Source organism: uncultured Henriciella sp. (assembly GCF_964005855.1).
Taxonomy (GTDB): domain Bacteria; phylum Pseudomonadota; class Alphaproteobacteria; order Caulobacterales; family Hyphomonadaceae; genus Henriciella.
In genome coordinates this window covers 1-18,605 of the sequence record NZ_CAXFSW010000015.1, presented here as the reverse complement: position 1 = coordinate 18,605, position 18,605 = coordinate 1, and the positions used below count along the sequence as shown (strand labels likewise).

18 protein-coding genes are annotated in these 18,605 nt (G+C 64.8%); 10 read left to right on the top strand and 8 right to left on the bottom strand.

Annotated features, from left to right (window positions below):
• Positions 1 to 132 precede the first annotated feature (132 nt).
• The 3 genes from ABNU55_RS12905 to ABNU55_RS12895 all read right to left on the bottom strand — a co-directional run bounded on the left by ABNU55_RS12905 (position 133) and on the right by ABNU55_RS12895 (position 3,670).
• Positions 133 to 966, bottom strand: a complete 834-nt coding sequence (locus ABNU55_RS12905; RefSeq protein WP_348764398.1) for a TonB family protein — start codon at positions 964 to 966, stop codon at positions 133 to 135.
• A 31-nt stretch (positions 967 to 997) separates the two neighbouring features.
• Positions 998 to 3,154 (bottom strand): TonB-dependent receptor, encoded by a 2,157-nt coding sequence (locus tag ABNU55_RS12900; RefSeq protein ID WP_348764397.1) that lies wholly within the window; start codon positions 3,152 to 3,154, stop codon positions 998 to 1,000.
• Between the two features lie 90 nt (positions 3,155 to 3,244).
• Positions 3,245 to 3,670: a DUF2946 family protein gene (locus ABNU55_RS12895; RefSeq protein ID WP_348764396.1), complete on the bottom strand. Its 426-nt coding sequence runs from the start codon at positions 3,668 to 3,670 to the stop codon at positions 3,245 to 3,247.
• A 217-nt stretch (positions 3,671 to 3,887) separates the two neighbouring features.
• Here ABNU55_RS12895 and ABNU55_RS12890 point away from each other — a divergent pair, with 217 nt between their 5' ends.
• The 5 genes from ABNU55_RS12890 to ABNU55_RS12870 are packed head-to-tail and all read left to right on the top strand — an operon-like array spanning position 3,888 to position 7,687.
• A complete protein-coding gene (locus tag ABNU55_RS12890; protein WP_290759688.1) occupies positions 3,888 to 4,391 on the top strand; it encodes a DUF892 family protein in 504 nt (167 codons plus the stop codon).
• A complete protein-coding gene (locus tag ABNU55_RS12885; protein ID WP_348764395.1) occupies positions 4,388 to 5,422 on the top strand; it encodes a glycosyltransferase in 1,035 nt (344 codons plus the stop codon). The genes ABNU55_RS12890 and ABNU55_RS12885 overlap by 4 nt, the downstream gene beginning before the upstream one ends.
• Entirely contained in the window at positions 5,419 to 6,444 is a 1,026-nt protein-coding gene (locus tag ABNU55_RS12880; protein ID WP_290759692.1) for an acyl-CoA dehydrogenase, read from the top strand. Before ABNU55_RS12885 ends, ABNU55_RS12880 begins: the two co-directional genes overlap by 4 nt.
• Complete coding sequence (locus ABNU55_RS12875; protein ID WP_348764394.1) at positions 6,441 to 7,091, top strand: PIG-L deacetylase family protein; 651 nt, start codon at positions 6,441 to 6,443, stop codon at positions 7,089 to 7,091. Before ABNU55_RS12880 ends, ABNU55_RS12875 begins: the two co-directional genes overlap by 4 nt.
• Positions 7,088 to 7,687, top strand: coding sequence for a class I SAM-dependent methyltransferase (locus ABNU55_RS12870; RefSeq protein ID WP_290754564.1), 600 nt, complete (start codon positions 7,088 to 7,090; stop codon positions 7,685 to 7,687). The genes ABNU55_RS12875 and ABNU55_RS12870 overlap by 4 nt, the downstream gene beginning before the upstream one ends.
• A 75-nt stretch (positions 7,688 to 7,762) precedes the next feature.
• Here ABNU55_RS12870 and ABNU55_RS12865 read toward each other — a convergent pair whose 3' ends face one another.
• On the bottom strand, positions 7,763 to 9,457 hold the full coding sequence (locus ABNU55_RS12865) for a M20/M25/M40 family metallo-hydrolase (RefSeq protein ID WP_290754565.1): 1,695 nt from the start codon (positions 9,455 to 9,457) through the stop codon (positions 7,763 to 7,765).
• 203 nt (positions 9,458 to 9,660) lie between these two features.
• Here ABNU55_RS12865 and guaB point away from each other — a divergent pair, with 203 nt between their 5' ends.
• Positions 9,661 to 11,115, top strand: coding sequence for an IMP dehydrogenase (guaB, locus tag ABNU55_RS12860; protein ID WP_290754566.1), 1,455 nt, complete (start codon positions 9,661 to 9,663; stop codon positions 11,113 to 11,115).
• Here the strand turns inward: guaB and ABNU55_RS12855 are convergent.
• Positions 11,097 to 11,720, bottom strand: a complete 624-nt coding sequence (locus tag ABNU55_RS12855; RefSeq protein ID WP_290754567.1) for a hypothetical protein — start codon at positions 11,718 to 11,720, stop codon at positions 11,097 to 11,099. The two genes, guaB and ABNU55_RS12855, sit on opposite strands and share 19 nt — an antisense overlap.
• The gene (locus ABNU55_RS12850; protein ID WP_290754568.1) at positions 11,717 to 12,325 is read right to left on the bottom strand and encodes a GNAT family N-acetyltransferase; all 609 of its coding nucleotides are present in this window, start codon (positions 12,323 to 12,325) and stop codon (positions 11,717 to 11,719) included. Before ABNU55_RS12850 ends, ABNU55_RS12855 begins: the two co-directional genes overlap by 4 nt.
• A 75-nt stretch (positions 12,326 to 12,400) precedes the next feature.
• On the opposite strand from ABNU55_RS12850, the gene ABNU55_RS12845 reads away from it, so the two are divergent.
• Genes ABNU55_RS12845 through ABNU55_RS12835 form a run of 3 tightly spaced genes read left to right on the top strand, consistent with a single transcriptional unit; the run spans position 12,401 to position 14,697 of the window.
• Complete coding sequence (locus ABNU55_RS12845; RefSeq protein ID WP_290754569.1) at positions 12,401 to 13,705, top strand: RsmB/NOP family class I SAM-dependent RNA methyltransferase; 1,305 nt, start codon at positions 12,401 to 12,403, stop codon at positions 13,703 to 13,705.
• A 51-nt stretch (positions 13,706 to 13,756) separates the two neighbouring features.
• Positions 13,757 to 14,266, top strand: a complete 510-nt coding sequence (locus ABNU55_RS12840; RefSeq protein ID WP_290754570.1) for a hypothetical protein — start codon at positions 13,757 to 13,759, stop codon at positions 14,264 to 14,266.
• The gene (locus tag ABNU55_RS12835; protein WP_290754571.1) at positions 14,266 to 14,697 is read left to right on the top strand and encodes a hypothetical protein; all 432 of its coding nucleotides are present in this window, start codon (positions 14,266 to 14,268) and stop codon (positions 14,695 to 14,697) included. Before ABNU55_RS12840 ends, ABNU55_RS12835 begins: the two co-directional genes overlap by 1 nt.
• Here the strand turns inward: ABNU55_RS12835 and ABNU55_RS12830 are convergent.
• The gene (locus tag ABNU55_RS12830) at positions 14,694 to 15,686 is read right to left on the bottom strand and encodes a hypothetical protein (RefSeq protein WP_290754572.1); all 993 of its coding nucleotides are present in this window, start codon (positions 15,684 to 15,686) and stop codon (positions 14,694 to 14,696) included. The two genes, ABNU55_RS12835 and ABNU55_RS12830, sit on opposite strands and share 4 nt — an antisense overlap.
• 61 nt (positions 15,687 to 15,747) lie before the next feature.
• A complete protein-coding gene (locus tag ABNU55_RS12825; protein WP_290754573.1) occupies positions 15,748 to 16,956 on the bottom strand; it encodes an aspartyl/asparaginyl beta-hydroxylase domain-containing protein in 1,209 nt (402 codons plus the stop codon).
• A gap of 66 nt (positions 16,957 to 17,022) precedes the next feature.
• Here ABNU55_RS12825 and guaA point away from each other — a divergent pair.
• Positions 17,023 to 18,605, top strand: a 1,583-nt coding sequence (gene guaA / locus ABNU55_RS12820; RefSeq protein ID WP_290754574.1) for a glutamine-hydrolyzing GMP synthase, incomplete at its 3' end; no start/stop codon positions are given.

Below are 18,605 nucleotides of genomic sequence, written 5' to 3'. Positions count from 1 at the left end.
TTCGGACATCGCTATACCCCCTCCCAAGGGAGAGGGGAGATGTGGCTTCGCTCCGTCCCTCGACTTCGCTCGGGATGTCGCTTGGGGGTGATTTCGGCGCTTCGAGGCCGCTGACCTCTCGCCCGGGGCACCCTAGCCGGGCTGGCGGATTTCTATGGCGAAGGTGCGGTCCGGGTCTGCGGTGCCCTCTGGGGCGGCGGGGTAGGGGGCGGCCTGGCGGATGGCTCTGAGGCAGCGGCGGTCGAAGCGGGGGCTGGTGCTGCTGGTGAGGAGGGCGGCGGACAAGACCTCTCCGTCTGCCGAAAGCTGGAAGGCGACTTCGCAGTTTCTTGCCCCGGCGACACCTCTGGGCGCGTGGCGCATCAGCTGTTGCCGGACGCGCATCTGCCAGGCGGTGAGGGCGTCCCGGCCTTTGCCGGATGTCCCGGCTTTCACGCGCTGAGCCGGGCGAGCGGCTTCGTCCCTGTTTGTCTCTTGGCCTGTCTCCTGGCCTGCCTCCCCGCCTGCCTCTTGCGGGGCGGAGGGGGACATGTCCGGCCTTTCGGGGGCGGCGAGGTGTGCGCCGGTGTCTTCGCTCTCTTCGCTCTCTTCGCTTTCTTCGCTGTCTGGCCGGGGCGTTGAGGGGGCTTCGCCGCCTGTGGGCCCGGGGGCTGTGGCTGGCTGGACGGGCGCGGCTTCGGCTGGCTGGGGTGCAGGCGCAGAGGGGGTGGCGGGCTCTGCTGGCGGCGCGGGTGGAGGTTCTGGTTTGGGCTCTGGCGTGGGTTCTGGCGCGGGCTCTGGCGTCTCTTCAGGCGCGGCTTGTGGGGCTGGAGCTGGCGGGGGCGGTTCGGGTGTCTCCGGTGCGGCGACCAGCTCCACCTCCATGATCGTCATGCCGCTGCCTCCGCCGGAGGCCGGGCCGGACAGGGAGAGGAGGGCAGCGGCCGCGCCGAGGTGGAAGAGCCCTGCGAGGACAAGGCTCTTCACGGAGACCGACGATGGCCGCTGCCCGCTCATCCTAGAAGGCGACCGAGAGGCCGAGATTGACCGAGCGGCCGGGACCTCTCACCTGCTGCAGCGGGCCGGTGCGCCCGGCATATATGTAGTCGCCAAAGGCGAGGCCGCCGAGCGGGAGGTCATGGGTCTGGTCGAACAGGTTCTCTATGGCGCCGGTGAGGGTGATCCGGCCGAGCTCTGCGCTGAGGCGGGCGTGGACGAGGGCGTAGGCGCCGGTCTCACGCTCCTGGCGCAGGGCGTTCACCGTGTCCTTCCGGTCGACCAGTTCGACTTCGAGCGCGTGGGTCCAGACGCCCTTTGTGGTCTCGAGCGCGAGGAGGCCCTTGAGGGGGGCGATGTTGTAGAGATTGTCGCCCGTGTCCTCATTTGTGCCCTTCGACCAGCTGACACTGCCGGTGAGGCGGGTGTCGCCAAGGCCCGAGCTTGCAAGCGGCGCGGAGCCGGACGCTTCGAGGCCGTAGAGCTCTGCCTCGGCATTGGCGAACTGGAGAAGGGGGAGGCCGTCAGAGAGGGCGCCGATACGGACCGCGTCGATATAGTCCTCCACCTGCGAAGCCCAGGCGGAGAGGCGCAGCTGCGGGCCGTCCTCGCGCGGGCCCGTCCAGTCGAGCGTGGCGGCGAGGCTGCGGGCGACCTCCGGTTCGAGATCGATATCGCCGACATAGCCCGCCCCGTCGCCGGTGAGGTTCGTCATCGAGGCAGCCATGGAGCCCCGGCCCCAGGCATAGCGCTCATAGAGGTTGGGCGAGCGGGTCTTCTGGGCGGCGCCGAATTCGAGGGCGATCTGGTCTGTGGGGCGCCAGACGGCCTTGGCGGTGAGGTCGAGATTGTCGTCCTCACGGGCGCGGTCCCTGGCGTTGGAGGCGGCGGCGGCCATGGCATCGGCCATGTTCATCATGCCGGTCCAGGCATAGGGCTGGACCTCGCCGGCATCCATCTCCACACGCTCATAGCGAAGGCCGAACAGGGTGGACCATGCCTCGGCGGGGGCGGCCTCCCACTCAGCCCAGACGCCGGTGCGATTGCGCTCGCCGTCATTGATATTGATGTAGGTGTTGGGCGACATCATCATGCTGCCGGGGACGGCGGGCCAGTAATCGTCGAGCGAGGCCTGGAAGATTTCGGCGCCGAGGCGGATGTCGCCCGCGCCCTGGACGGGCAGTTCGTATTTCAGCCTTGCGGAGAGATCCTCGCCTTCGCTGATCATCGGCATACCGCCGGTGGCCGCGCCGCCCTTGTCGGAGAGGAAGTTCATCTCATGGTCGACATCGCGCCAGGCAGCGTCGGCGGTCAGGCGGCCGGGGCCGGCGGGGCCTTCGCCGTGGAGCTGGACGCTGGTGCTGGTATTGTCGACAAGGTCCATGCGCTGGTTGGCAAAGCCCTCATAGGGCACGCCCTGCCGCCCGATACGGACCCAGAAGAGGACATCCTCTGCCGGGGCGGCGGCGAGCAGGAGGGACTGGTCGGAGTTCTCATGGAGAGTGGAGCGGACCTCGCGCCCGTCGCCGGCTTCGTAATTATCGGCCTTGTTATAGCTCGCCTCGTAACGGCCGCTCAGCTTCTCGCCGGCGATATTGGCTTCGAGGGAGGCGCCGCGGCCATTGGCGACGCTGCGATAGCGCGCGCCGGCTTCGCCGAAGACCTCGACCCCGCCAGCGGAAAACTCCGGCGCGCGGGTCTCGATGGAGATGATGCCGGCGATATTGTCACCGCCCGCGCTGACGGGCGAGAGGGTCGGGGTCACGGTGATCTGCTCGACCCGCGAGGCGTCGATATAGGAGGTCACCGGGTTCATGTGGTTCGGGCAGTAATTGGTCGCCGCCTGCCCATCGATGAGCACGCCGACCCGGTCATCTGAGAGCCCGCGCAGGACGGGAAGCGAGGCAATGGCGCCATTCGACTGAACCGCCACGCCCGGGTCGCGGGACATGAGCGCGAGCGGGTCGGGTGAGGAGAGGCGGCGGCGTTCGATTTCGGGCTTTGTGAGAGGGCGGCTGCCTGGGGCGGTGGGGCTGGTGGTTGCCGCCTCGGCCGGCGCGTCGTCAGGCTGGGCGTCGATGGGCGGAAGCTGCGTCGGGGTCTGGGCGGCAGCCGGCGCGAGCGCGGTGCCCGCAAGGGCGAGAAGTGCAGCGAGGCTGCAGGAAGAGGGATGTTTCATGATGTGTCTCAGCAATGATCAGGGCCCGCCGCCGCTGGTGGAGGCAGACCGGGCATGAGCGCGCCGCATGAGCGGGCGCTACGGAACGGATCAGGCTGAGACGGGCGGGGCGCGCGAGGGCGGTGGCGGGGCGGCGAGGCCGCGGCCGGGAATACCCGCGCTGGCGGCGGTCTGGTAGTAGAAGGCGTACTGGACCGGCTGGCTCGCCTGCGCGTCTTGGGCGGGGATCGCGAAATGGGCGCTCAGCGCGAATGGGCAGGCCTGGCCGTCGCTCTCTTCCGGCGTGTCTGAGAGGTCGTCCGGGTCGACGAGATCGCCGGTGCGTGGATCGAGGAGGAGGGTACCTGTCTCCCCGCTGCCGCCATGACAGATTTCGATGCTGATGAGGCCGTCCGTCTGGCCGGGGGCGGCGATCATGTAGCCCGCCGGGATGAGGCCGCGCATGATGATCGCCACCAGCGCGATTGCGCCGAAAACAGATGTCAGCCGGGAGGGCAGGGGCAGGCGGGGTCTCATCTTGGGCGGAGCTAGGCCATGGGGCTCGCGGCTTTGCAACTGTGGCACCGCGCCACAGCTTCACAGAAGGCGATCCAGCCCGCGCCCTTTTTACGGATCTTAACCCAAGCTAACCATCGGTCGGTTTGTCCGATCTGGAGCCCTTTGGGCGGGAACGAAGCATACGCGCCTTGGTTGATGGCCCGGTGGTCCAGTCAACCCATAGAGGTATTCCAGAATGTCTACCCCGCAGAATCTCAAAGACCTTTATCTTGAAGAACTCCAGGACCTCTGGTCGGCCAATGACCAGATGGCCAAGGTGGTGCGCGACATGGCCGGCGCGGTCGGCGACGACAAGCTGAAGTCGAAATTCGAAACCTCGATCAAGGGGATCGAGAGACATACCAGCCTCCTGAAAGAGCTGATCGAGGATGCTGGCGGTGAGCTGAAGAAAGAGCACTGCAAAGGCATGGAAGGTCTTGTGAAAGAGGCGCGCAAACATGCGGTCGAGGCCGATGGGCCGGGCGACGTCATCGATGTTGCGGCCATCGCGCAATTCCAGCGCATGAGCCATTACGGGATTGCCGGCTTCGGCACGGCGGCCGCGTTTGCCGATGCGCTTGGCCTTGATGACGCGGTCAGCAAGCTCAAAGAGGCGACCGGCGATATCTATGAGAGCGACGACTATATGTCTGAACTCGCTGAACGGTCTGAAAACCTCGAGGCGAAGGCCGGGTCATGAGGTGGGTCCCTCCAGGGCCTGTCGCGGTCGGTATCCCCGTCCGCGATGAGGCCGACCGTCTGCCGCGCCTGCTGGATGCGCTGGCCGGGCAGAGCGTTGGGGCGAACACTTTCAGCGTCTGCTTCCTGCTCGACGGATGCAGCGATGACAGTGAGGCGCTGCTGCGCGCAGCCCTGCCGACATGCGGCTTTGACTATCGCCTGGCGACAAGTCCGCTGGCCGAGCCGAATGCGGGGCGCGCACGAAGGCAGGCAATGAAGATGTGCCTGCCGCTCTGCGAAGGACCGGGCAGCATCTTGCTGACGACCGATGCCGACTCAGTGCCGGAGCCGGACTGGATCGAGATGGCCTGCCGCGCGCTTGAGAGCGTGGACGTGGTCGCCGGACGGATCGAACGGACCATCCGCTTGATGGGCTGCTGGCGAACGCGGCTTGAGGATTATCTCGACGCGCTGCACACGCAGCGCCGCAATGTCGACCCGATTGCCTATGACGCCGTGCCGGCCCATCCCTCGCTGGGCGGGGCAAATCTGGGGTTCCGGGCCGATGTTTACAGAGCGCTGGGCGGCTTCCCGGCCTTTGTGCGCGGCGAAGACCGGGCCCTTGTGGCCAAGGCGCGGCGCGAAGGTTTCCGTGTGCGCCACGATCCCGTTGTGCTGGTCTATACGTCCAACCGCGTGGCCGGGCGTGCGCCGGGCGGGCTGGCCGATGAGCTGCGCGACCAGCTCTATAGTGAGCTGCCGGCACTGGTCGCCGATCCGGGTGTCTGCCTTCGCCATTACCGGCTGCAAGCGGCGCTGCGGGCGGCCTTCGAGGCGGGGCCGCTGGCGATCGCGGCAGCGGCCCGGCGCTATGGTTATTGCGAGATACATCTTGGAGAGGTCGCGCGTGAGGCCCGCACCGCTGATGCCTTTGTCGAAATCGTTGCGCCGGAAGACTGCCTGCCGCAGGCCAATGTCCTGCCACTGCCGGCTGCGGAGGCAGCGCTGGCGGCGCTGACGGATGCAGACAAGGTGGAGGTCGCGGCATGAGTCCGACTGCCTCTGAAATGGAAACGGCACCAAGCGAGGATGCACTGGCACTATCGCGCCGGGTGCATGAGGCAAGCGAAGGTCTTATCCTGCCAGCCTGGCAGAGCGAGGCCAACATGCTGGCCCTGCTGCGATGCCTCTACGAGGCGGGCCGCGAGGATCTTGCCTTTGCACGTGTGCTGGAAGGTCATATCGATGCGGTGCAGATCGTGCTGACACGCGGCGATGCAGTTCAGGCGGGCGCCTTGAACAAGGCACTTAGCCAGGGCGCGGTGCTGGGTGTCTGGAATGCAGACCTCAAGGATGCGCCTCTGCGTGTGCAGAACGGGCAGCTGATGGGCGGCAAGGCGTTTGCCAGCGGGGCGGGACTTCTCTCGCATGCGCTGGTGACCCTGAATGGGGGCGACCGCGCCAATGTGCAGCTTCTCCTGCTCGACCTTACGGCCACGCCGCCGGCCATCGACCGGTCCTGGTGGGATGTGGCGGGCATGCAGGAAAGCGAGACGCATCTGGTGCGCTGGTCCGGCGTGCCTTTCGATGAGGCCTGGAAAATTGGCGCGCCAGGAGATTATGAGCGCGAACCCTGTTTCAGTGGCGGCGCGCTTCGCTTTGTGGCGGCCCATGCAGGCGGCATTGCGGGCCTGTTCGACAGGGTGCGCGATCATCTGCTGCGCACCGGACGGACCGAAAGCGTGCAGCAGACCGAGCGGCTGGCCCGGCTCTATCGCTGCGCGGATCTGTCGGCCACCACGGTGCGCGCCGTCCAATCGCGCTGGTTCCAGCAATCGACGGAAGAGAAGCTGGCCTCTGTTGCCCATGCCCGGATGAGTGTGGCTGATCTTGCGCAAGAGGCCATATTGCTGGCCCAGCAGAGTGTCGGGGCCGCGAGCTTTTTCCGCTCAGGTCCACTTTGCAAGCAGATGATGGATCTGTCCGTCTATCTGCGTCAGCCGGTCCCGGACGCGAAGGTGCAGGAGGTCGGCAAGGCCGCCGCAAATGGATTGCTGGTGCCCGGCCTATGAGGCCATTGCCTTCCTTCAGGGGCAAATCCGTTCTGGTTGTCTCTCCTCACCCGGATGATGAGGCGATTGCCGCTTTCGGTGTGATCCACCGCGCCGCGCGCGAGGCAATGCGGGTCGGCGTTGTTGTCGTGACCGATGGTGCCGCCTCTCATGACAGCCGCAAATGGCCGCAGCGGCGTCTTGCCCGCCAGCGTGCGCGCGAAACGCAGGCCGCAATGGCACGGGCCGGTCTGAGTCGGGGCCAGGTGAGCTTTCTCGGCCTGCCAGATAGCGGGCTTGAGAGGTTGAGCGAAGAGGAGTTCGCCAGGCTGGTGCGCGCCCTTCGTGGGCAGGGGGCGCCGGATCTGGTCTTCCGTCCCTCGGTCAAGGATTATCACGGCGACCACAAGGTGGTTGCGCGGGCCTGCGAGGCAGCCTGGCCGGCGCGTGTGCGCCAGTTCAGCTATGTCGTCTGGCCAGAGGAGGCCAGCCGGTTCAAACCCAGATACAGGCTGCCCCTTGGTGCGGTCCGGCGCATGAAGCACGCGGCCATTCGCAGCTATAGAAGCCAGACCGGTCTTGTTGATGATGATCCCGCCGGGTTCACGATGAGCCGCGCCATGATTGCCGGGTTCTGTCCGCCAGCCGAGACTTTCGAGCCAGCATGAGGCGCGGCGCGATCTCCCTTGCCGGTTTTGCGGAAAAGTTCGACGCCGATGCGGACCCGTGGGACACTTGGTCTGCTCGCTATGAAGCGGTGAAGCGCGGCGCCCTTGCCAAGGCGATCGGCGCAGGGCGGTTCGGACGCGGGATCGAGCTTGCGGCAGGCAACGGGTCCAATACGCCCATGATTGCGCAGCATACGCGGCGCCTGATCGCGACCGAAGGCACGCGGTCCGGCACCGAGTTGGTTAGACAGGTCGCGGCGGACCTGCCACGCGTGCGCGTCATCCAGCACGATGTTGCCGCAAGACTGCCGGGACACGCGTTCGACCTGATCGTGATTGCCGAATTGCTGTATTATCTGGGGCCGCAGCCCTTTGCCATGCTGGCGGGGGAAGTCAGCCGGACGCTTGTGCCCGGCGGGCGGCTTGTCCTGTTGCACCACGCTGAGAATTTCCCGGACCGGGCCCGCAGCGCGGCGACGGTGCACCGCGATTTCATGGCACGTCTGGGGGGCGTGCCGATGGAAAAGCGGCACCGGGCGACGGCGCGGCGCTGGCGTGTGGAGGCCTGGGAGCGCGGCCTCGGCGCGCCTTCGTGACCGGGGCGGCGAATGGCAAAGAAAAAGCCCCGGCACTGGCTGCCGGGGCTTTCATTTTGGGAAGGGGTGGAAGCCCTAGTTGCGCGCAGCGGCGCTTTCTTCGCGGACATCCTTGAACTCTGACGTGTCCTTGAGCTGTGGCCATTCGGTGGAATTGGCGAGATCACGGGTGAGGTCGAGGATGAGAGAGACATCCTGCTTTGCGCCGCGAAGGTCCCAATCCGGGTCCCAGGCGTCGTTCTGGTTGTGATAGCGGTTTGCGATATAGCCAGCGACCCAGTCGATCCCGGCTTCGCGTCCGCCCTCAACGAGGTCGGCGCCGCCGGCGATCCCCATGATGAGGATGACCGGCACGCCGCGGCGGGCCAGCGAGAAATGGTCGGCGCGATAGAAGAGCCCGTTCTGCGGCAGGCCTTCGGGCGAGACGTAGCGCCCCTGACGTTCAGCCGCTTCGGCCATCATCTCTTCCAGCTCGCTCTGGCCTTCGCCGACCTGGATGACGTCGCGGGCAGGCCCGGCGGTCTGCAGGATGTCGAGCGTGAAATTGGCGACGGTCTTTTCAAGCGGGTAGATGGGGTCCTGGGCATAGGCCTCAGAGCCAAGCAGGCCGCTTTCCTCTGCCGTCCAGGCGGCGACCACGATGGAGCGTTCGGGCGCGGGGCCTTCATTGATGACGCGGGCGATTTCCATGATGCCGGCCATGCCAAGAGCATCATCATTCGCGCCGGGCATCACAGTGCGGCCCTGAGCGTCCGGGATACCGACACCATAGGCGTCCCAGTGGCCAGAGAGCATGACGACTTCGTCCGGGCGCTCCGTGCCCGTAATCTTGCCGAGGACGTTCTGGCTCTCAATGGTCTCCACATCCAGGCCGAGACCGGCATTGAAGGTCAGCTCCTCCAGGGTGAAGGCTTCGAAGTCGGGCAGGCGGGCGGAGGTGCGAAGCTCATCAAGGTCGTAGCCAGCAGCGCTCATCCACTGTTCGGCCATGCCTTCACTCAGCCAGCCCTGAAGGTCCACGGCCTGTTTGGCGGATTTGCCGCTGGCGACGGCATAGTTCTCACCGGGCGAGGAGGCGGCGACATTCCAGCCATAGCCGGCCGCTTCGGTTTCGTGGATGACGATGGCGGCGACCGCGCCGCGGCGGGCGGCTTCCTCGAACTTGTAGGCCCAGCGGCCATAATAGGTCATGCGCTTGCCGCCGAAGAGGCCGGCCGCCGGGTGGTCGTCCGGCACGCCGAAATCGGGATCGTTGACGAGGAAGAGAGCGACTTTTCCTTCGAGGTCCACATCGCCATAATCATCCCAGCCGCGTTCCGGCGCGCTTGCACCAAAGCCGACAAAGACGATGGGGGCGTCCTCGATTTCGATCACGGGGCGGGCATTGGCGGAGCTGATCACGATATCTCTGCCCTGCTGCATCTCCATGATGGTGCCGTCTGTGCCGGTGACGTTCAGCGTTTCCACATCGGTGATCTGCGAGCGGTTGAGGGTGACCGGGTCGGTCCAGCCGCCATTGCGGCCGCCGGGCTCAAGGCCGATGGCCTGGAACTGGTCGATGAGATAGGCGACGGTCCTTGTCTCGCCTTCGGTACCGGGGGCGCGGCCCTGAAACTCATCTGAGGCAAGGACCCGGACGATCTCGGACATGTTGGAGGTGCTGATTTCCGCCTCGGCAGTGTCCTGCGTGCCGTCGCCCTCCGGTGAGGTGGTGGCGCAGGCGGCCAGCAACAGACCGGCCCCCGCCCATGCAAATCCTGTCCTGATCATCTGCCCAATCCTCCTTCATCTGGCTGCGCGTCTATCTGGTGATGGAAGTAGACCGGTTCGGGCAGGAGCCCAAGCCTGCAAGCCTCCCCTGCGGCAAGAGGCCTGGGCCCAGGGCGGAAGAGCAGATTTGCAGAAACGTCATGCTGCCAAGTCTTCACAAGGCGGGAAGACTCAATTAAGGGGCCGAAAAGGGAGCTCCCCACATGAAAATCCGACAAGCAATCACTTTCGATGACGTGCTTCTGCAGCCCGGCCCCAGCGAAGTCATGCCGGCCAATGTGGACACGTCGACCTGGCTGACCAAGTCCATCCCGCTCAACATTCCCCTCCTGTCGTCCGCCATGGACACGGTGACGGAAGCGCGCCTCGCCATTGCCATGGCGCAGGCGGGCGGCATTGGCGTCATTCACCGCAACCTCACCGTGGAAGAGCAGGCCGGGCAGGTCACGCAGGTCAAGAAGTATGAGAGCGGCGTGGTGATGAACCCGATCACCATCGCGCCGACGGCCAGCCTGAAAGAGCTGAACGACATCAAGTCCCGCACCGGCTTTTCCGGCGTACCGGTGGTCGAGGCGGACGGGACCGTGGTGGGCATCATCACCAATCGCGACACGCGCTTTGTCGATGACATGAATGCCAAGGTCGCCGACCTGATGACGCGCAATGTCGTCTCGGTGACGATGGAAGAGTCGATTGAGGCAGCGCGCCAGCTTCTCCACAAGCACCGGATCGAGCGTCTGGTGATCACCGATGAGGCCGGCAAGTGCGTCGGCCTGCTGACGGTGAAGGATATGGAGAAGGCGCAGCTCAACCCGAATGCAGCCAAGGATGCGCAGGGGCGCCTGCGCGTGGCGGCGGCCTCCACGGTGGGCGATGCCGGGTTCGAGCGGAGCGAAGCGCTGATCGATGCAGGCGTAGACGCGGTCGTGATCGATACCGCGCATGGCCACAGCAAGTCCGTGCTGGATGCGGTGACCCGCGCGAAGAAGCTCTCCAATTCGGTGCAGATCATTGCGGGCAATGTGGCGACCGCTGCGGCGACCAAGGCGCTGATCGATGCGGGCGCCGATGCGATCAAGGTCGGTATCGGGCCGGGCTCGATCTGTACGACACGGGTCGTCGCCGGCGTAGGCGTGCCGCAGCTGACCGCCATTGAGGATTGCGCAGAGGCCGCGCAGGCCTCCGGGACGCCAATCATCGCCGATGGCGGGATCAAGTTCTCCGGGGACTTTGCCAAGGCCATGGCGGCCGGCGCCTCGACCGCGATGATGGGCTCTGCCTTTGCGGGCACTGAAGAGGCGCCCGGTGAGGTCTTCCTGTTCCAGGGGCGCAGCTACAAGGCCTATCGCGGCATGGGGTCGCTGGGCGCGATGTCACGCGGCTCGGCGGACCGGTATTTCCAGAAGGAAGTCTCCAGCGACAAGCTGGTGCCTGAAGGCATTGAAGGCCAGGTACCGTTCAAGGGCCCCATCGGCAATATCATCCACCAGATGGTCGGCGGCCTTCGCGCGGCGATGGGCTATGTGGGTGCAAAGACGATTGCTGAGCTTCACGAGAAGGCCGAGTTCGTCCAGATCACCGGCGCGGGGCTTTCAGAGAGCCATGTCCACGATGTGACGATGACGCGCGAAGCGCCGAACTATTCGATTGGGCGGTAGCGACCGGCCTGCGCGGCAGGGCTGACAACACCGCGCCGGATGAGGATCATCGCGACGAAGGCGAGGCAGGCCAGTCCCACGGCTGCCGGAAACAGTGCTGTCGTCCAGGAATAGTGCTCAAGCGCGAGAATGACGAAGCCGTTTCGGATGGCGCCGATTGTGAAGAAGAGGGCGTTCTCCTCATGCGGCAGGGCCCAGGCCTTGCGGATGGAGGGGCCGAAGCCGAGGAGGTCGACGCTGGTCAGGATGAGCACGGCGGCGAGCGGATCATTGGTCAGCCACCAGAGGGGCAGGGCGGTCGCGGCGAGGGTCAGGAACACCCAGTCCATGCGCGCGATGGAGGTGTCGGCCGATTTCGAGAGCGCGAGCAGGGCGACCCCGCCGGTGATCAGGCCGGAAAGGGCAATTGGCCAGGCGCCGACACCCGCGCCGCCCGCAAGCTGGGCTGTGGCGACGGTGAAGGTGACAGCGGCCCAGATGAACCATGAGAAGACATGCGGGCGGGTCGTCCCTTTGAGGATGGCGCGGATATAAGGGTAAAAAGCAAGGAAAGTCAGCGCGATGGCAATGGCGCTGAACGTCCTTTCGTCGATGATGAAGCTCATGACGGGGCTCTCGCCTCCCGCCACATCGGGGCCATGGGCGGCCCCTCCGGCCCGACGGGGAACTCTGTAATCTTTTCGAAGCCATGGGCGCTGTAGAAGCCGTGATTGGCCGGGTTGGAGTTTTCCAGATAGGCGGGCATGCCCGCGCGGTCGCAGGCCTCCAGCACGGGTTTTAGCAGCGCCTTGCCGACCCCCTTGCCGCGCGCGCTGGCTGTGGTGCCGATGGAGAAGAGGTACATATGGGGCGTATCCGGATGGTGTTTTTCCATCAGGCCGGCAGCGTGGAGCGCGCGCTTCATGGCCCCTTTCGAGCCATGGCGCAGCTGTCCCATGGCAAAGCCGAGCTGGGCCCAGAGGCCGAATTTCGGGGCAGCGCCTGGTGGCACCCACATGGTCGCGCCCTTGCCCTCGATCAGAAAGCTCTCACCCACGGGCACGTAGACATGCCGGGCGAGCGTCATCATGGCGGCGCGCACGCCCTCGGCCGTGCCGAAGAGGTAGCGGTTGACCGGATCGTCCCGGAAGGCCTCGGCAGTAATCTCACCGACCGCGCGCCAGTCGCGCCGTCTGGCGAGACGTATGTCTGGTGTCAGGTCGATCTTCATGTGGTGTTCCCCCCGGTTTCCTCTTGCCTAATTGGACGTTAGGACGGCCCCTTCGCAAGAGAGGCTTGGAAGATCATGCGCGACGGTGGACGGATAGCAGCAGCGATTGATGTGCTGGGCGATGTGCTGAACCGGCACCAGCCGGTCAAGTCGGCGGCACGCGACTGGGGCAAGCGGGCGCGCTATGCCGGGTCCAAGGACCGGGCATGGGTCTCCGGCCTGGTGTTGGATGCGCTGCGCAAGAAGAATTCCATCACGCATGCGATGGGCTCTGATGAACCGCGCGCACTGGTGCTCGGCGCGCTCAGCTTTGCCTGGGGCTGGGACATCATGAAGATCGACTCAGCCATGGATGAGCAGCACGCGCCAAGCAAACTGACGCTGGAGGAGCGCGAGCGGCTGGTCATGGCGCCGGATGTGACGGCGGAGCCGTGGGTGTCCGGCGATTATCCCGAATGGATGGAGCCGATGATGGACCGCGTTTTCGGTGAGGAGAAAGTCGTCGAGGCGCAGGCCATGGCGGTGCGCGCCGATGTCGATATCCGGGTGAATACGCTGAAAGTGGACGCTGAGAAGGCGGGCGGACCGATGCGTTCTGCGAACGCGGTAGCCTCGCCGCTGCTGAAGAATGCCTATCACATACCGGCGCGCGACCCGTCCGAGCGCGAAGCCTCGCTTGAGAGTATTCCGGCCTATTCAAAAGGCTGGGTCGAGGTGCAGGATGCCGGCTCCCAGATCGCGGCGGCGGCGGCGAATGCCCAGCCCGGCGATCAGGTACTGGACTATTGCGCGGGCGGCGGCGGCAAGACGCTGGCCATTGCGGCGATGATGGGCGGCAAGGGACAGGTCCATGCCTATGATATTGACGGGCGCAGGCTGTCTGCGCTGATCCCCCGCCTCAAACGCTCTGGCGCGCACAATGTGCAGCTGGTCCACCCGAAAGAGCCTGAGGCGCTGGAGGCGCTCAAGGGGCAGATGGATGTGGTCTTTGTCGATGCGCCCTGCACAGGCACCGGGACATGGCGCCGGCGGCCGGATGCGAAATGGCGGCTGAAAGACAAGCAGCTGGAAAAGCGGATCGAAGAGCAGACCGAAATCCTTGAGGCGGCGTCGGCTTTCGTGAAGCCGGGCGGCAAGCTCGTCTATGCGACGTGCTCCTTCCTGATCGAGGAAGATGAGGACCGGGTGGCAGATTTCCTGTCGCGCCATGACAGCTTTCAGCAGGTGAACGCGGCTGAGGAAGTCATTGCGTCGGATCTGCTGACGGAGGAAGGCGCGGCGACTGTGACGGCAGGCTGCAAGGGTGGGACGTCCGTCCGCCTGACACCGCGCAGCGCCGGAACGGACGGGTTCTTCTTTGCGGTGATGCGCAAGGCGTAAACCTGCCCTGCAGGATAGGCTTCAGGCCGGAATCGGTGCTTTTCTGTCGGTATGAAACGCGAGCTTCCCGACCATATCCATCTGCAGTCAACAAACCGTCAGTATCTGGTGCTGGCAGGGGCGAGCGCGCTGTTTGCCACCATGCTTACGGCCATGCGGTGGACCGGCAATGGACCAGCCGAAGAGATCAATGTCTGGCTGACGGTCTTTTTCTCCATGACCACGCTGATCGGTGCGTCGGCCGCGCTGTTCAAGCGGTCCTGGCTGTCGCTGGACGCGGAGGGGTTCGAATCAAGCGAGTTCAAATCGCTGGGCAAGATCGGCTGGTCCGAGGTCAGCGAATTCAGCCTTCACCATATGGGCGGGCGGGGGATGCCGGCCTCGCGGCAGGTGGCCTTCAAACTGAGTGACCAGAAACGCCGGGCACTGCCACGCATGGCCGGGCTTCTCATGTATGGGAAGGTGAGACTGACCGAACCCTACCGGATCAACGGGTCCAGGCTTGTCAGCCTGCTGAATGGGTTCCGCGAGCGCGCGCTTCAGGCGGGCAGCGCGGCCTGATGGCCTGGATCATCATCCTCGCCTTTCCCGTCTTCTTTGGCGCGTTATGGGTGGGGATCGTCGTCTTTCTCTCCTGGGCGAGTGGGTGGCGCACACTGGCCCGTGTGTACCAAAGCGAGGTGCCGGAAGGCTTTGATGGCAAGCGCCTGATGCTGGTCACTCTGGGCCGGGGCCGTTTCCCGCGCGTGCACTATCGCGGCATGCTGTGGGCCCAGTTCACGGACGATACGCTGTGGCTGAACCCGCATTTTCTGTTTCGCTGGGCGCATCCGCCGCTGGCGATTCCGCGAAGCGTTGTGACTGCGACAGAGGAAAAGGGCCTGCTGCGCCGTTTCATCCGCCTTGGGACGAAGGCCGACGGGAAGATCAGTTTTCACCTTCATCCACGGCAGTTTGGCTGGCCGGAGGATCTTGTTGGGCCTGACATTTAGGCGACGCTGATCTCTTCCCCGCATCGCTCGGCACTTCCTGCGATGCTTTCACCGGCGAGATATGAGATCTGCTCTGGCGTCATGGGAGAGAAAAGCCCCACACCGGCATGGACGCTGTTTGACCAGGCCACCTTGCCCTTGATCCAGCTCTCTTCCAGGTGCAGTGAAATGCGCCGCCGCCGGCCAATCCGTCCGTCATGCTTGAGACGCAGGCCGTCCGGTGTGTAGTCGATAATCGTCATCGTATAGGCCCTGCCGCCATAGCGGATGGGGACGTGGACATAACAGGTGCGCCGTTCATCGCGCAGGCGCCAGCGGCGTATCCGCGGATGGAGCCAGGTGCCGAAACATCCAAGAAGGATAAGGGTAGAAAGGGCCGGAAGCGCCCAGCTGTAAAGATGGCTGGCACGCTCGAACTCCACCTTCCGCGCCGCCGGATCGTAGGCGTTGTCCAGCTGCAGGGCCTGAAGACGCCGGGGACCGGAGGGCTGGTGTTGTGCGTCGAGCGATAGGGGCCCCAAAGGACGCGCTTCATACTGGGGCGGGGCGGCCTCTTTTGGAGGTGAGGTCTGGACCGGCGGCTCCTCCAGGCATCCGAGCTGTTGCTGGAGCCGGCTCAGCTCACGCCGGGCGCCGGGAGGGACGTCCTGCTTGAATATGACTTGTGCGCGAAGTTCCCGGGCTGGAACCTGCCGTCCGACCGCCTTGCGAAGGGCGTCCACATAGCGCGTCAGGGCCTCGCGCTCGCCTTCCGCCGAAGGGCCGTCGGTGTGGCTGTAGATGTCTGTCAGGGAGACTGCCGCGAGGCTGAATGCCAGATCGGTCAGCAGCTCCTCTTCCATCGTGCCCGGGCGATCGAGCCGGATTTCATGGACGGTATCGACGGTAGAGAGGAGCGGGTCGAGCGCGGAACATTCGTCTTGCGCGCTGGCCGCAGGAATGAGGGCGCCCAGCGTCGTCAGAAGGCATATCGAGCGGCCAGAAAACATATTTCATATTTGCCGTGCGAATATTTAAGGACTGCTTTCGCACAAAAAGGCAATTTTCACGTCAGCCCGTGCCAGCGACGCGGCTTTGCGCCAGTTTAAAGAAGTCGGTGAGGAGGCGGCGCTGGCGCTGCGAGAGGTCCGGGTGCCAGATTTCGAAGATCAGCACATAGCGTGGCTGGTCGCTATTGTTCCAGGCTTCATGCTCGACCGTGTCATCGAAGATGAAGACCTCCCCGTCTTTCCATTCACGCGTCTCGTTGCCGACACGCAAGCCGCAATCGCCCGGCAGGACGATGGGAAGATGGCAGATAAGGCGGGTATTGATCTGCCCATGATGGGGCGGGATCGCGGCGCCGGGTTGAAGCAGGGAGAAGAGGACAGAAGGGGCAGGGGCCGGGTTTGCCGCGTCGCCAATGGCCTCAATGGCGGCCCAGGTCTTCGGGCAGCGCCTGATATTCTCCTCAATGCGCTGGCCCTGTTTGATAAGATAGAAGGCACTCCAGTCGGGATTGTCGAGCAACGGGTGGGAGAGAGAGACACCTTCGCGTCCGGTCTTCTCGACATAGGGCGCAAAGCCGGCGTCGGCGGCGGCCTGTTTGCTGAGCAGGGCCTGAAGCTCTGCGCGAATATCCCCTGTCGCGGCGGCGAGGGGGCTGGCCCAGTCGAAGCGGCTTGTGGGGTAGAACTGGCGGCCAGGGAGGCCGGGATAGAAATAGCGTGTCGGCCTGGAGGGATAGTGCTGGGCGCGGCCGGAGAGCAGGTCGAGGCTCTGGCGGAAGAGATCGTCATCGGGGGCGCTGCCGATATCATGCTGCTCGATGAAGGCGTCGAAGGCCTCCTGCATCCCATCCGGTGCCTCTTCAGGCGGCTCGGGCGCGCCGTGTTCGGCAAGGTAGGCCTCTGCTGCATGGGTGAGCTGGTTAATCTCAGGATTGCGTTTCAGCTCTGGCGTGACCCCGGCGAGGCCCTGGCGGAATTCCGCTTCGGCTTCCTTGCCGCGCCCCGATCCGACAAGCGCCTGACCAAGATGGAGCCGGGCGCGCACGCTTGCCGGTTCGATCTCAAGCGCTTTTTCGATGGCGGAGATGCGGCCGGCCATGTCCCCTTGCAGGGACTTTGCGAAAGAGAGCGCCACCCAGATATCCGGGCCGGGCCAGTCAAGCGCGATTGCCTTGGTCAGAGCCGCTTCGGCGCCTTTTGCATCGCGGCGCTGCAGGGCCTGCATTCCCTCTGCGGCATAGCCGCGTGCCTCAGCCTGCTTGTCGGTCATGTTTTTCGCCCTCTTACTCTCACCCGCACCTCTTCCAGCCTTCAGGATTAGACGCTAGGAGGCAACATGGCCAGTTCACCCGATTCCGTTGCAGACAAGCACGAGCACGTCCTGATCGTCGATTTTGGCTCTCAGGTGACCCAGTTGATTGCACGACGCCTTCGCGAAAGCGGCGTTTATTGTGAGATCCATCCCTTCAACAAGGTAGATGCCGCGTTTCTGGACGCGTTTGATCCAAAGGCCATCATCCTGTCGGGCGGGCCGGCCAGCGTCACCTGGGAAGACAGCCCCCGCGCCGACCAGGCGGTGTTCGAGCGCGGCGTGCCGGTGCTGGGCATCTGCTACGGCCAGCAGGTCATGATGGAGCAGCTGGGCGGCAAGGTGGAAAGCGGTACCAGCCGCGAGTTCGGACGCGCCTTTATCGAGCAGGTGACGGAAAGCGAGCTGCTGGACGGCCTGTTCGGCGGTGAGGACGCCAAGGAAGAAGTCTGGATGAGCCATGGCGACCATGTCGCGGAGCTCGCCCCGGGCTTTGGCGTCATCGCGAAATCCCCGGGCGCGCCGCTCGCCATCATCGCAGACCTTGAGCGCCGCTTCTATGGCACGCAGTTTCACCCGGAAGTTGTGCATACGGTGCATGGCCGCGACATGCTGCGCAATTTCACGCACAGGATTGCAGGGCTGTCCGGCGACTGGACCATGGCAGCCTATCGTGAGGAAGCGATTGAGAAGATCCGCAAACAGGTCGTCGAGGGCCGGGTGATCTGTGGGCTTTCAGGGGGCGTGGACTCGTCTGTCGCCGCCGTGCTGATCCATGAGGCCATCGGTGACCAGCTGACCTGCGTCTATGTCGACCATGGGCTGATGCGCCTCAATGAGAGTGAGGAGGTCGTCGGGCTTTTCCGGGACCATTACAATATCCCGCTCGTCCATGTGGATGCGAGCGAGACGTTTCTTGGCGCGCTGGAAGGGATTTCGGACCCGGAGAAGAAGCGCAAGACGATTGGCGGCCTTTTCATCGATGTGTTCGAGGAAGAGGCGAAGAAGATTGGCGGCGCCGATTTCCTGGCGCAGGGCACACTCTACCCGGATGTGATCGAGAGCGTTTCGGCGATTGGCGGGCCGTCGGTGACCATCAAGTCCCACCACAATGTCGGCGGCCTTCCAGAGCGCATGAACATGAAGCTGGTCGAGCCGCTGCGGGAGCTCTTCAAGGATGAGGTGCGCGCGCTCGGCCGCGAGCTTGGCCTGCCGCAGAGCTTTATCGGACGCCACCCGTTTCCGGGGCCGGGCCTTGCGATCCGCATACCGGGCGAGATTACGCGCGAGAAGGCGGACACGCTGCGCAAGGCGGATGCGATCTATATCGAGGAGATCAAGGCGGCTGGGCTCTATGACGAGATCTGGCAGGCTTTCTCGGTGCTGCTGCCGGTCAACACGGTCGGCGTGATGGGCGACGAGCGCACCTATGAGGCCGTGCTGGCCCTGCGGGCGGTGACGTCCACCGACGGGATGACGGCGGACTATTACCCTTATGACCACGCCTTCCTTGGCCGCGTCGCGACCCGCATCATCAATGAGGTGAAGGGCGTGAACCGCGTGGTCTATGACGTGACCAGCAAGCCGCCCGGCACGATTGAGTGGGAATA